Raw genomic sequence first — 13,138 nt, 5'->3', positions numbered from 1 at the left:
TGCGCATCTTATACAGTATGCCTTCGAGCGTTTTTCTATGGTCGGGCTTATTATAAATTCGACCACTTAAGTACATTACTTTTGATAAGACATTCCATGTCCCGTCTGTTAACATTAATCTTGGCATGTAGGTTCGGTGTAAAGTTTTCTGGCGAATTCAATTATACCTTATCTTCATGCTGTTTGTTTTTCATACCACAAAGATCAACACGCCCTAGTAATAAAAGAGCGCGATTTATTAGTTAGCTCATTTAACGATGTATTTTGGGCGTGCATAGCGCTTAATATTGGTTCAATGGTTGTTGGCTGGCTAATTGCTAAATGTTCAAAATTAAATTTAACTGATTCGCTGACGCTTTCAATTGAGGTTGGAATTCAAAATGCATCGTTAGCTATTTTAATTGCTATTAGCTTTTTAAATAAACCAGAATACGCAGTTACCGGTGGCGTGTATGGCCTTGCCATGTTTATAGGACCACTGTTATTAATTGGCGGGTTAAAGCTTAAAAAATAAACTTATCTAGGGCATGTTGACCAAGTTACTTTAATTTATGGCTGCGGATAACGTAGCCGTAAACTCCAGTCTAAAAATACCACCAGTTAAATGTATGCTCTGCACTCATCGCGCCAACAAGTTGTAAGCTTATAAAACACTCTCAAGCTTGAATATTGCGCCAGGCGCTGAACTTGCTCGCGCAAGGAGCGAAGCTCCTAATTACTAAAGCGCATTTTAGGATGGGATAAGAGTGTAAGTAATACGGTAAAAAAGCAGTTAATTATTTAGTTACTAAAATAGCGCCTCAAATATGAGGCGCTACTTTAAAACTTACTATTTGGTTTGCATGTTTTTAGCGCGTTCTTCTGCATCTATTAATGCTTGCGATTTAGGCGCGCGTTTTTTCTCTTCTATTTTGGGTTTTTCAGTCGAGTCAGGATCCCAGCTTGAGTCTAACGACAAGTTAGCAAATGGATTGTTACTGTCTGCTTTTTTAGGCTCACTTTGTGGCTCATCAACTGGCGGTGTTGTTTGTGCTTGCTCAGGTGTTGAGCTTTGTTTTTTAGGCATCGGCTTTTCACCAGGTAATGGTGCATCTGGGTTAAATGTACGTACCTCTGGTTCTTTAAAGTCTTGCTCTGTTGTATATGTAGTCGATTGAGCGTCAGCTATTTGCTCTGGTGCGTGTAAATCTACAACCGGCTCACTCGCTGTTACTGGCTCAGGAGTACTAATAACCGGCTCTCCAGTGTTGTGTTCGGCTTCTATTGGCGCAGGCTCCGTTACTTGCGCTGTGTGGTGCTTACGTTGTTTTTTTACAGGCTTTGCATCTGGATCAAAGTCGCGTACTTCTGGCTCATTAAAGCTGCTGGCATTTTTAATACGCTCTAAGGTTGTTTTTGCTGCTGCTTCAAACTCGGCTGTATTAGGCTCAGGTTTTTGCTTTACTTCGTTAAACGTAGCGGTACTTGTTTGCTCTAAAGTATCAATTGAGTTAAGCGGTGTAGGCTCAATTTCGCTTGTTTGCACTTGTGTAGCTACGTTGTTTTGCTCATCTGAAATTTGCGGTGGTGTATGTTCAATATCAGCATTTTGTGAAGTGTTCGTAGGCTCTAAAGGCTCTTCATTTGCCTCTATGCTGCTCTCAACTGGTTTATTATTTTGAGTTACTTCGTTGATAACAACAGGCTCAATCTCTGGCTCTTTTGTTGTTTGTACTGGCTTTGTTGCTTTAATTTCAGGTTTAGCTGGCGTAGCAATTTTTTCTGATTTAACTTCAGGTGGAGCCGCTATACTCGGTTCTGCCATCACTTTACTTTGTTTTGCACGGCGCAGGCGCACGACTATCATAGCGCCAATAAGTACCACTATAACAAGTATTAAAGTGGGTAAAAGTAACGAGCTTGGGCTTTGTGCTATAGGTTGCGGCGCAATTACAGGCGCTGGTTTAGTTAACACCGGTGCTGGTTTTACAAGTACAGGATTTTCAGGCGTAGGTTGAACGTTTTGCTCTGGCGTCGCAGGTTTTACTTGCTCTATTGCGGCTTCGTTTTTTTGCTCTGTAACTACTTGCTCGGGTACTGCTTTTGTTGGCTCTGCATCAATTACTATTTCGTTACTGTTGGTATTTAGCTGATCGTTTATTTGTTGTTTTTGATCATTAGTTAAATTAAGGGTTTGCTCGTTGATGCTTTCTTTAACAGCTTCTTCAGTAGGTTTAATTACAGGGGCAGGTTCAACAATTTTAGGTTGTGGCTGAGTAATAATAGTCGGCTCAGGCTCTATTATTTGGGGCTTAGGTTGTGCTTGAATTTCTTTTGGCTTATTACAGTTATTTTTGTAATCACGCGCAGCTTTACGGTATTTTTGACTCGCTTTATTATTACTATTTTGCTGCATTTCTTGTTTAATTAAAATGCACATAGCTTCGTTGTATGCAGCACTTTGCGCACTATAAAATAGGGCAAAGCAAAGGGTAAATCTAATTAGTTTTGATATCATAAAGTTATGCGCGCTTAAATATTAATAGTTTGATTTTAAGCGCAAAATTGAAAATTATCCAGAGTAATACGACTAATCAATAACCATAAGGCTGCGATATTCATCGTAAGCAAATTGGTCTGTCATACCGCTTATATAATCTTGAATTAATCTACAGCGATAATAAAATTCGTACGCTGCAAAGTGATCGGGCTCTTCTTGCATCGCATCTATTGCGTGTTGGTAACTATTTAAGTGCTTTTTAGAGAGCTTTTTTACAAGTCGCGACTCAATTAATAAACGTGAATCGCCATTTAGAGCGCGCCTAAAGTCATCGCTGTTCAATTGCAGTAGCGGTTTGTAGCAATCGAGTAAGCCATTAATTATTCTATAACCTTGCAGCTCTAATTTTTCGACTTCTTTGTTTGAAAATACATGCTTAAGTGCCACTTGCTTTAGCATTTTGGTTACAGCGTGTAGATGGCTTCTATCTTCTAAAAGTGCTTGGTTAAAGTCGCCATGGTAAATAGGTTCTATATTTTCAATAAAGCGTTTTGCAGCATGTCCAACTAGCGGATGTAAAAGTGCAACGCGCAGGTATATAAAAAATTCGCTATTAAAGTTATACGGTTGTGCTTTGGCGCGCTCATGTGCGTAGTCAACTGCTTTATCTACAAAAGTTTGATGCTCTGTATCGTCTATTGTTAGGTTTATGAGTGCTTTTTTATAATGACTTTTAAGCTGTGTACATAAGAATTCGGTGCTTATGATCCCTTTTTCAACAGCATCCTCTATATCGGCTAGGCAATACGAAATGTCGTCGGCGGCTTCCATTATATAACTTGCTGGATGGCGGCAATATGGCTCAATAGTGAGCTCTTTTTGTAGTGCTTCAACAAAGTTTTTTTCGCTGTAGTAGTAACCCACTTTTTTCATTAAGTAGTTTTTATTTTGCGGTATATCTTTTGTATCAAGCCCTGCAGGGCGAGTGTATTTTAAAATACCAGCACTTTGGCTGTAAGTTAAATTAAGCGTTTGCAATGAATGAATTATACGTATGCCTTGAGCGTTGCCTTCAAAGTTACAAATATCAAGCGCAAGGTGTTTAAAAACAACACCTATACCGGTATTGGGCTCTTTGCAGCGCTCGGGTGTTACGCTTGCTAGGTTGTTATTAAACCAGTGGTTTATTGCCGCTTCACCAAAATGTCCAAACGGTGGGTTGCCTATATCGTGCATTAGGCAGGCCATTTCTACTAAGCTTTCTAGGGGGCGCTCTAAATCGGTTAAGCCGTAATCTTTTTGTTGTTGGTAGCTTAAATTTGCAAAAATACGTTGCACTATAAAACGACCAACCTGTTGTACCTCAAGCGAGTGAGTTAAGCGCGAACGAACAGCTGCGTTGCGTTCAAGGGGAAACACTTGGGTTTTTTGCTGAAGCCTGCGAATAGCGGCACTGTTAATAATCCGGCCACGGTCGCTTTCTAGCGCCATTTGTAAGTTAGAGGTTGTGCGGTACATTCGTGCTGGCGTTATTTTTTTACTAAAATCTATGGTCATCTTTATACTTATCCTTTTTACAATCGATGACTGGCATAGTTTTTAGCACATAGTCATTTGTCTTTAATATACAGGGTTTAATCTATCAGTTTGTATCATAAAGTAACAACTTGCTTTAAAATAATTTTTTGAGTAATTGTTGTGCATTTATAGGTGTTTATAATGAAACAGTGGATTTTAAAGGCAGTATCAATTTGCCTAATGTTAGGAATGAACAGCGCATTTGCTGCAAAAGAGCAAACTGTGGTGCTTGTATCAATTGATGGCCTGCGTTGGGATTATATTGAAAAACACGGTGCGCCAAATTTAAAAGCAATGGCCGAGCGCGGTGTTCGCGCACAAAAACTAATACCTGTTTATCCAACTAAAACGTTTCCTAACCATATTTCTATTATTACGGGCTTACTGCCAGTCAACCATGGCATTGTTGATAATAGCTTTTGTGATAAAGCGCGTAAAAACGACTGTTACAGCATGGGCAAAGCATTGGGCGATAGCACTTGGGTGAAGGGGATTCCGCTTTGGAATTTAGCAAAAATGCAGGGACTTAAATCGGCTACTTATTTTTGGCCTGAGTCAGATGCGTTATTTAACGGCATGACACCAGATTACTTTTATCACTATTCTAAATACAGCGATTACCAAAGCCGTGTTGATCAAATTATTCAGTGGTTAAGTTTACCAAAAGCACAGCGCCCACGTTTTATTGCGAGTTACTTTTCGCTAGTTGATAGCATGGGTCATGAATTTGGACCAGACGCACCACAAACGCGTGATGCAGTTAAACAGCTTGATGAATTAATGGGGCAATTACAAACTCGCTTAAGTAAATTAGAGCAAGAGGTAAACTTAGTTATTGTCTCGGATCATGGTATGGCGAGTATAGATCCAGATAAAAGTATTGATGTAACCACACTACCTAAAGATGAAAACTTTTTAGTTAAAAACACCGGTCCACGTTTACTTATTTATACTCAGCCTGATGCTAAAAATGCTGATATTGAAGGTTACAAAGCACGCTTACGAGATGCAGCAAACGGTCGTTATACAGTATTAACTGACGAGCAGTTAGCAGCGTACCATTACAATAAAGGCACTCGTGTAGGTGATATTGTGGTGCAAACTACAGCGCCAGCGGTATTTACCAATGGTAAAAAACCAACCTATTTAGGGACTCACGGTTATGCATATACCGAGGATATGGCAGCATCATTTCTTGCTGTAGGCCCTGCATTTAAACAAGGTGTAAGCCTTAAAGAAGTGAGTAACCTTGATATTTACCCAGTACTTGCAAAAGTGATGGGGCTTAAATTGTTAAATAAAGTAGATGGCAATGGTAAAACATTAATGCCAGCAATTAAGCAAAAAGTGGTTGTGCATTAGCTTAATTTATAAGAGCGCGTAAGCGCTCTGCAGGGAAGAACATGTTAAAACTTTAAAGTGGGCTATTTAGCCACTTTTTAATGCGCTACTTATTTAAAGTTAGCAATACTTGTTTTTGTAGCAGTAACCGTGCGAATTGCATACGCTTGGTTTGTAATACCAAATGCAATACCGTTTACACTCCAGTTAGGGTTAGAGAAGTAATCGTACTGAGTTGCACTACCGTAAACGTGCGGGTAAGCCATAATACTTGCAAACTCATTTTGTACGCCATGACCCATGCCATCTACATATACACCGCCAGATGTGTCACCTTGTTTGCGTGAATGCGCTAAACCTTGGTTATGACCAAGTTCGTGTACAAATGTAGTTGCACCACAATCAATTGCAGTGATTGAGTACATACGGCTGCTCATTGAGCTATATAGATTGCCATTAGTGCCTTGGCCAACCCATGCTAAACCACATGAAATAAGCCCATTGCCAGCACTTTGGCCAGTACCTAATACGGCAATCATGTCGGCTTTCCAATCGCTGCGTAAACCATCTACGTAGCTGCTATTTGTAACCGAATCTAACCAATCCTCAGACGGCGTTACTGCGTAGTCACCTAAGTTTTGTTTGCCAGCTAAGCGTAGTGTTATATCAACGCCATTTTGGCTATATACCTGATTACTAAAAGCAATTAGTTGATTTATTTTAGTGTCAATATTACTAGTTGCAGCAGCTGATTGGTCGGTATATAAAATACCTATATCGATTGTTTCTGCTTGCGCAACACTTGCTGCACATAATGCCGCAGCCAGTGCGGTTGTTGTGATTACTTTTTTCATTATTGTATTTCCTTACTCTTGTTGTGGTTGGAACTGTTTTTAACTTGGTTGAGATCATAAAAAGCAGACACACTAAAGCTGCCTTATAGTGCGGCTTTAATTGCTTTTTATACTTTTTGGTTAGCCATCAATTTTTGGTGAAAATATATCGATGCTTTTATCTGATTTGGGCTTTGGTGCGGTTACTTCATGCTCTATGTGGCTTTTATATAAATCGCGTTTTGCTGCAATCCATCCGTACTTACCTTTACTTTCGAATACATAGTTGCCAGAAGGTGTAGTAAATTGGCCATATACGGCATCTTTACCTACTGTTAAAACGGTATTATGCATGCGACCGTCAACACCCACTATTTTACCAAATATGCTCTTATCGCCATTTTCAGACTCAACCACATTAGTCACTTCTGCGGTGAATGTTTCGGCTGTTTGCGGAATAGCTAAATCAAAGTTTTCGCCAGTCTCTAACGCCTGTAAAGAATTTAAATCAAACTCAATATAGGCCTCGTTATGTAAGTCGGTAGGTAAAACTTTTGCGTTTATAAGCACTTGCTTTGCTTTGTCTGATAGGCGATTTACGGCATCAAATTCTTCAAACGGTAAGCTGTTGTCAGGGGCAACAATGGGTTTAACGGTAATTGGATCTTTACTCATATCAATAGGTGCAGGGGGATGCGTATTGCGCGTTTTTTGTAAATCAATAGGAACAAAATCAATAGCAACAGGCGCGATAGGTTCGCCCGTTTCATCTGCATTAAAAAATAGCCCATAAACTGCAAATGCCGATAATGGTATAGCAATTAGTAAGACGACAGATCTCTTCATTTGTTTCTCTTTTAGTGTTTTTGGTTAACTATTTGTTGCGTTTTATATTATTAAATGGATTAGATCAAGATAATAAATGTAACCGAAAAGAATTATTTCTTAATTTTATAATTCCTTATAAAATATAAGGATATTTATTTTTGGTGTGTTTTTTGCTCTTTTTAGTATTGGTTTTTAGTAGTGTTTACGCGGGCTTTGGCGCAGTTGTAGGTACTTGTTTGTTTAGTTAAATACAATGGTTAAAAGTGACTTTTTGACGTTAATTACAATGAAAAATAAAAAGTGAATTTATTTCACCTTTTGTAAACCAATCGCTAATTGCAATGTAATTATTGGGCACGTATGTTGTGAGCTGCATAAATGCATTACGAGGAATTTATGAAGGTGTCTGATCAGTTGCTTAACCGAATTACAGCAGGACTTGTGGCTGTAATTATTGGTTTTTCGAGTTCTATTGCATTAATTTATCAGGTAGTGATAACCCTTGGTGGTACGCCCGATTTAGTAGCTAGTTGGATTTTAATGCTTGGTTTAGTGATGGGCACAACGTCAATTGGTTTATCGTACTATTACAAAGTACCTGTTTTAATTGCGTGGTCTACCACGGGAGCTGCATTACTGATTTCAAGTGCACAAGGGTATAACTTAAATGAGGCTATTGGCGCGTTTATGCTCAGTGCATTGCTCGTGTTTTTGTCGGGGGTTACGGGCTGGTTTGAAAAAATAATGAACCGTATTCCAAGTGAGCTTGCATGCGCCATGTTGGCCGGCGTGCTTGTTACCTTTGGTATCGATGTGTTTAATTTTATGAACGACATGCCTTTAGTGATTGGCTTAATGGTTGTTATGTACTTTATTGGTAAACGCTTTTTTGCCCGCTTTGCTATGTTAAGTGTGCTTATTATAGGCGTATTACTCGCTTGGCAAATGGGTCATATTGATACCAGCGCACTGCACTGGAAAATGAGCGAATTTGCTTATATTGAACCCGTTTTTAACTTACAAGCATGCATTAGCATAGGTTTACCACTTTACATAGTTACCATGACCTCGCAAAATTTACCGGGCATTGCTGTTTTAAAGGCGCACAAATATAAAGTGCCTATATCTGCGTCTCTTAATGTAACTGGTTTTGTAAATATGCTTACGGCCCCATTTGGAGCCTACTCTATTAATTTAGCCGCCATTACTGCTGCTATTTGTATGAGTGATGAAGCGGATAAAAACCATGATAAACGTTATTGGGCGAGTATAGCGGCTGGCGTATTTTATATTTTAATGGCGTTGTGCGCGGCTACTCTAGTGAGGTTAGTGGCAAGTTTACCGCAGGCGCTGATTTTAGCTTTGGCGGGCATTGCGCTATTTGGCACCATTGCTAATAGTTTGCAGCAAGCCCTTAGTGGTACTGAATATACTGAGGCCGCAATAGTCACTTTTTTAGTAACTGCATCTAACTTAACATTGCTCTCAGTGGGGTCTGCTTTTTGGGGGATTATAGCGGGTGTGTTAACGATTATGATCACCAGGAAAGACTAAAAGCTTTATTGTGTACAAAGAGCCATTGGTGAGTATTTAAAACAAAATTATAGTTTATTTATATCATTAAAATAGCTTAACTAAGCTTATAAAAAAGGCTGCAATTGCAGCCTTTAGTTTTACAAAACAGGGTTTATCTAATCAAAAGTATGATGGCGAGTTACACTAAACCGATTAAGTATATGATGCATAACATATACGGCGCACAGACTTAATATTATAGCCACCGATACTGAACTAAACCGATACATTGCACTATAAATTAAGTCTTGTCCTGGCCCGAGTGAGTTCCCAAATAAAATACCAAAGGTAGTCAGCACACCAAAACCAATACCCGGTATTCCTCCGCCTAAAATATGAAAACGCGCAAAAATAAACGAAAGTATCCATAAAATAGCTATCGGAAAAAGTAAAAAGTCAGAGTGACTATACAAAAACAGCTGCGATAGTAGCGCTGCATTGCATCCTATAAGTGTTCCTATTGCCCGTTGCCAACCAGCCATACCGGCGGCTTTCCAGCACAATGAAAATAAAATGAGTACAGAAGCTGCTTGCGCAGATATTGAGTCTTGCAAATCAAGAACCTGAAAAACCACAAAAGAGAGCGTAGCCACGCTTGAGCATAACAATACCTCATGGCGAATACTCTCTTTTGCTTTAGCTGGCATTACTCGTGTGGGCCTTGCGGTTACATCAGGAAATAGGCCATGCATTAATGCAGCGATAACGACGGTTAAAAGAATAGCCAACCCATTAGTTAAAATTAGCGGGTAAATACTACTTCCCTGACCAACATAGCTGGAAAAATGTAGCTGAATAGAAAGGCTAACAACGCCTAAAGCGCCAAATAAAAAGGCACTACCGCTACTCATTTGGTGAAATAAAAAGCAGAAAACACCAAACACTAACAATGCCATAACGACTGGCAAGTGAGAAAACAATCCCTGCATTATCAGCACTATAAGCGCGCTAAATGCAGCAGATGCTATAAATTGATTTATAAGCCCACGGCTTAAAGTAGGCACCATGCCAAGTAACAACATAGGATAAACGGTAAAAAATATACCATTAGGCCAGTTCATTAATTTACTAATAGTAAATCCAAGGGTACATCCACCTGCAATGCGTAGTGCTTGGCGAAGGCCATTAGAGTCTAATTGTGGCCCTTGGCTAACAATTTGAGTCATAAAGTCTCCATTAATAGATGTAGTGTAACCAGCTAATAAACCTAATTTGTGCAGATCCAAACCATTGCCCAATTGTCGATTCGGGTAATAATTGTACTGTTGCACGTGACCCGCTTGGCATGTTTGCTATTAAGTCTTGATGATTTACGAGCTTTAAATGAATGCGTTGACGCTGTGCATCGCGTACCCAACGATTGCTGGTTTCTGTTGTACTTAGTAAACCATTTGCACTAAGTTGGCCGTTGCTAACACCTGCTTCAAACGTTTCAAGTATTGCGTCGTAAACTTCACCTGGGCGGCTATCAAATACTACGCGCGCTTGAGTGCCTTGCTTCATATTTGAGAGTGACTTTTCTCTGAAGTCGGCAACTAAATCGGCTTTTTTAGCGACAATAGCTAATAACGGGCTACCTGCAACTGCGTACGCGCCGTCTAATAGTTGTAAGTTAGCAACTACGCCGTCACTTAGTGCGCGCACTTGCGTGTAGGATAAATTTAGTTCAGCCTGCGCTAACTGATTAGCTGCGTGGCGCATGGCTAAGTTTTTATTACCTGAGTCACCTCTAGCTAAAACCGCTTCAGCTAACTGTGCTTCAAGGGCTGCAACATTTGCTTTACTGGCTTCAAAATTAGCACGAATGCTTTCAAGTTCTTGCTCAGATATAGATTTTTGAGTATAGAGTTTTTCGCCTCTGCTTTTTAATAGTTTTTGCTCATGCTGTTTAGCATTTGCAGCACTTATTTGTGCCTCAAGGGCTTTAACATTGGTATCAAGACGCTTGTTTTGTAATTTGGCATCATCAAGCGCGAGTTGAGCTTGCTCTTTGGCTAAATTATATGGGCCTTCATCGATACTAAATAATATATCGCCCGCTTTAACTGATTGGTTATTATTAACTTGCACACTAGTGACTCGGCCACTAATTTGCGGTGATATTTGCACAACAGGGTGGTATACACGTGCCTGTGGTGTCACAGGCAAAACCATATCGGCCACTAAATAGTAAATAAATACTAAGATAAACCCTATGAGAGAGAACCTTACATAGCGTGCAAACTTTTGATCCGGTGTCATTTTTAGCCTTACTTATTAACTTGAATACATTTAAGGGCGTTTTGCTCTATTTTGATCAAACCAAATGCAATCGCATCGAGCTGCTCAACAGATAAACCGCTGTATAACTGATTTTTTATATCGGAAATGGTCTCTTGCAATGAATGTAAAATGGCATCACTTTGCTCAGTAAAATAGAGTCTTTTACTGCGCTTATCATGTTTGTCTACACGGCGAACGATTAACGATTGCTCCTCTAATTGCTTAAGCGTACGAGTCAGTGAAGGCATTTCTATTCCTAAGCTATTAGCAAGTTCAAGTTGTGTTAGTCCCTCACCACGCATATTTATATGCATTAGTGCAGTCCAGCGCGACTGAGTAAGCCCTAAAGGCTCAACAGCAATGGTTACCGCTTCGCGACATAAGCGATGAACTCGGCCCATATTACCGATAACTGTTAAATCGAGCGTTTCGTGAAAAGGTTTGTGTGTAGGCATAGGCATTCCAACATAGTTAGCAAGCTAACTATTTTATCATTACTTAGCAAGCTAAGTAAATATATGTAGGAGAGGGAAGTGGCAAAATATTTGCTAAACCTCACCTTTAAAAATGGTGAGGTTTAGGGAGGTTTTAAAAGTTAAGTAAATTAGCGGGGGAGTATTGATCGGTAAGTACTTTTGTATCGACAGGCCAATCTTGGCCGTCTTTTGTAAAGTGCATAAATTGGCTAATCGCTTTTATGTCTATGCCGTATTTGACTAATTTAGGGGCGAGAGCATTAACACGCGTGTTAATTTGCGCTTCGCTCGGTATTGATTTAAGTCCCGCTAAAATAATACGGTTACTACGATTTTCGCGGCTTACATTTATAAAGTCGCCAAATACAGCGTGGTAAGTTGCCGACTCATGCTCATAAAGTTTACTACTTGAAAACGTATTTGCGGCAATAACACCGCCATCGGCTAATACGCTTTGTACTTCTTCAAAAAACTCTTTAGTAAGTAAGTGCTCCGGAATGTAGTCGCCGTTAAATGCATCTAAAATAATCCAATCGTACTTTTGTTTTTTAATTGCGGCGCGCTTTATAAAAATGCGGCCATCTTGCACGCTTGATGTCACTAAGTCGTTTTCTATAAAGTTAAAGTAATCGCGTGCAACTTTAGTTACTGCAGGATCTATTTCAACATTATGAATTTTTGCAGTGGGGTATAGCTCATGAATAACGTTAGAAAGCGTACCGCCACCTAACCCTATAATAAGTACATTTTTAGGGTTGTCGGCTACTAATAAACTAGCAAAAGTCAATTTTGTGTAATTAAATACAAGTTTGTCGGGATTGCTTTTATACATGCAACTTTGGCTTGTTTGGCTACTTTTAGTATTAAATTTAAGGCAACGTAAGTCGCTCGTTTCTTCAACAATAATATTGCGATAAAGCGAGCGTTCTTCATGAATAACGTTACTAAACGCAAAACCTGAAAATACAATTAACGGCAGTAGCAAATATTTAAGCATGAGCAAGCCCCTTATTGTTAGCCAAGGTATTAATAACAATCGCGACTAAACCCAGTGATCCAAGTGTTAAAGCAAAGGCGCTAATAATTGTATTTACATCAAACGCGAGCACGAAGTAAAACGAGGTAATGATAGTACCCAGAGCGCTGCCAAGCGTACTTACAAAGTATAAACGACCTGCCACTTGACCGCTTTTATCGCTATCTGTTACCAGTAAGCGGACAGAGTAAGGCGAGATCATTCCTAAAATAACGGTAGGTATAAAAAATAAAGCAGTTGACGCTAAGAGTGAGCCGTAGCGGCTATCTTCAATATGGGTAAATATAAATTCCATTATAGGCTGCGAAAGTAATGTAATAGGGACGACCATAATGCTGGCAATTAAAAATATTAAACCATACTTGGTAAGAGATGCATTTTTAGTGCTGAGTTTACCGCCAAGTAAATAACCAAAAGATAAACTAAGCATAAACACAGTAATTATACTGCCCCAAATATGCACGCTACTGCCAAAAAAGGGGGCAAGAATTCTCCCACCTAAAAGCTCAATGCCCATTATGCAAAAGCCGCTGCAAAAGGCTAAAAAGTAAATTAACGCGTTTGTTTTTATGCTCATGTAATCATCATTATGTAACTTAAGTAGAACACTATACTAACGTGATGCATACAAAGCTGCTAGAGCCTGTTGACCTAAGTTTAATTAAAAAAAGAAGTTTTGTTATAACGATTTGTTAGTTAGGGCGTGTTGATCTATTTAACACGCCCTCGC

The 13,138-nt window shown here is 39.4% G+C and carries 11 protein-coding genes and 2 pseudogenes; 3 read left to right on the top strand and 10 right to left on the bottom strand.

What is annotated here, in order from left to right; all coding sequences use genetic code 11:
• Window positions 1-127: pseudogene (locus tag QL998_RS15180) on the bottom strand (IS5/IS1182 family transposase); the annotation flags it as partial.
• Between the two features lie 4 nt (window positions 128-131).
• Between QL998_RS15180 and QL998_RS20780 the strand changes: the two are divergent.
• Window positions 132-514 (top strand): annotated as a pseudogene (locus QL998_RS20780) (bile acid:sodium symporter family protein); the annotation flags it as partial.
• 315 nt (window positions 515-829) lie between these two features.
• On the opposite strand, the gene QL998_RS15170 reads toward QL998_RS20780, so the two are convergent.
• Together QL998_RS15170 and dgt are read right to left on the bottom strand one after the other, a co-directional pair.
• Window positions 830-2,497, bottom strand: coding sequence for a cell surface protein (locus tag QL998_RS15170; RefSeq protein WP_290192990.1), 1,668 nt, complete (start codon window positions 2,495-2,497; stop codon window positions 830-832).
• A gap of 72 nt (window positions 2,498-2,569) precedes the next feature.
• Entirely contained in the window at window positions 2,570-4,036 is a 1,467-nt protein-coding gene (dgt, locus tag QL998_RS15165; RefSeq protein ID WP_290192989.1) for a dGTPase, read from the bottom strand.
• 162 nt (window positions 4,037-4,198) lie between these two features.
• Between dgt and QL998_RS15160 the strand changes: the two genes are divergently transcribed.
• Entirely contained in the window at window positions 4,199-5,419 is a 1,221-nt protein-coding gene (locus QL998_RS15160) for an ectonucleotide pyrophosphatase/phosphodiesterase (protein ID WP_290192988.1), read from the top strand.
• Window positions 5,420-5,508: 89 nt separating this feature from the next.
• On the opposite strand, the gene QL998_RS15155 is transcribed toward QL998_RS15160, so the two are convergent.
• Window positions 5,509-6,252, bottom strand: a complete 744-nt coding sequence (locus QL998_RS15155; protein WP_002959157.1) for a zinc-dependent metalloprotease family protein — start codon at window positions 6,250-6,252, stop codon at window positions 5,509-5,511.
• A gap of 120 nt (window positions 6,253-6,372) precedes the next feature.
• On the bottom strand, window positions 6,373-7,077 hold the full coding sequence (locus QL998_RS15150) for a hypothetical protein (protein WP_290192987.1): 705 nt from the start codon (window positions 7,075-7,077) through the stop codon (window positions 6,373-6,375).
• A gap of 378 nt (window positions 7,078-7,455) precedes the next feature.
• Here QL998_RS15150 and QL998_RS15145 point away from each other — a divergent pair, with 378 nt between their 5' ends.
• Complete coding sequence (locus QL998_RS15145; RefSeq protein WP_290192986.1) at window positions 7,456-8,613, top strand: benzoate/H(+) symporter BenE family transporter; 1,158 nt, start codon at window positions 7,456-7,458, stop codon at window positions 8,611-8,613.
• Window positions 8,614-8,750: 137 nt separating this feature from the next.
• Here QL998_RS15145 and QL998_RS15140 read toward each other — a convergent pair whose 3' ends face one another.
• The 5 genes from QL998_RS15140 to QL998_RS15120 all read right to left on the bottom strand — a co-directional run bounded on the left by QL998_RS15140 (window position 8,751) and on the right by QL998_RS15120 (window position 12,985).
• Window positions 8,751-9,800 (bottom strand): DUF2955 domain-containing protein, encoded by a 1,050-nt coding sequence (locus QL998_RS15140; protein ID WP_290192985.1) that lies wholly within the window; start codon window positions 9,798-9,800, stop codon window positions 8,751-8,753.
• Window positions 9,801-9,810: 10 nt separating this feature from the next.
• A complete protein-coding gene (locus QL998_RS15135) occupies window positions 9,811-10,875 on the bottom strand; it encodes an HlyD family secretion protein (protein WP_024591513.1) in 1,065 nt (354 codons plus the stop codon).
• 8 nt (window positions 10,876-10,883) lie between these two features.
• A complete protein-coding gene (locus tag QL998_RS15130; RefSeq protein ID WP_024599440.1) occupies window positions 10,884-11,351 on the bottom strand; it encodes a MarR family transcriptional regulator in 468 nt (155 codons plus the stop codon).
• 133 nt (window positions 11,352-11,484) lie between these two features.
• Window positions 11,485-12,369 (bottom strand): fused MFS/spermidine synthase, encoded by an 885-nt coding sequence (locus tag QL998_RS15125; protein ID WP_290192984.1) that lies wholly within the window; start codon window positions 12,367-12,369, stop codon window positions 11,485-11,487.
• Entirely contained in the window at window positions 12,362-12,985 is a 624-nt protein-coding gene (locus QL998_RS15120) for a fused MFS/spermidine synthase (protein WP_290192983.1), read from the bottom strand. Before QL998_RS15120 ends, QL998_RS15125 begins: the two co-directional genes overlap by 8 nt.
• Window positions 12,986-13,138: the final 153 nt, after the last annotated feature.

Source organism: Pseudoalteromonas sp. APC 3691 (genome assembly GCF_030408135.1).
GTDB lineage: Bacteria > Pseudomonadota > Gammaproteobacteria > Enterobacterales > Alteromonadaceae > Pseudoalteromonas.
The sequence above is the reverse complement of the archived record's forward strand: the minus strand, read 5'-3'. Positions and strand labels throughout refer to the sequence as shown.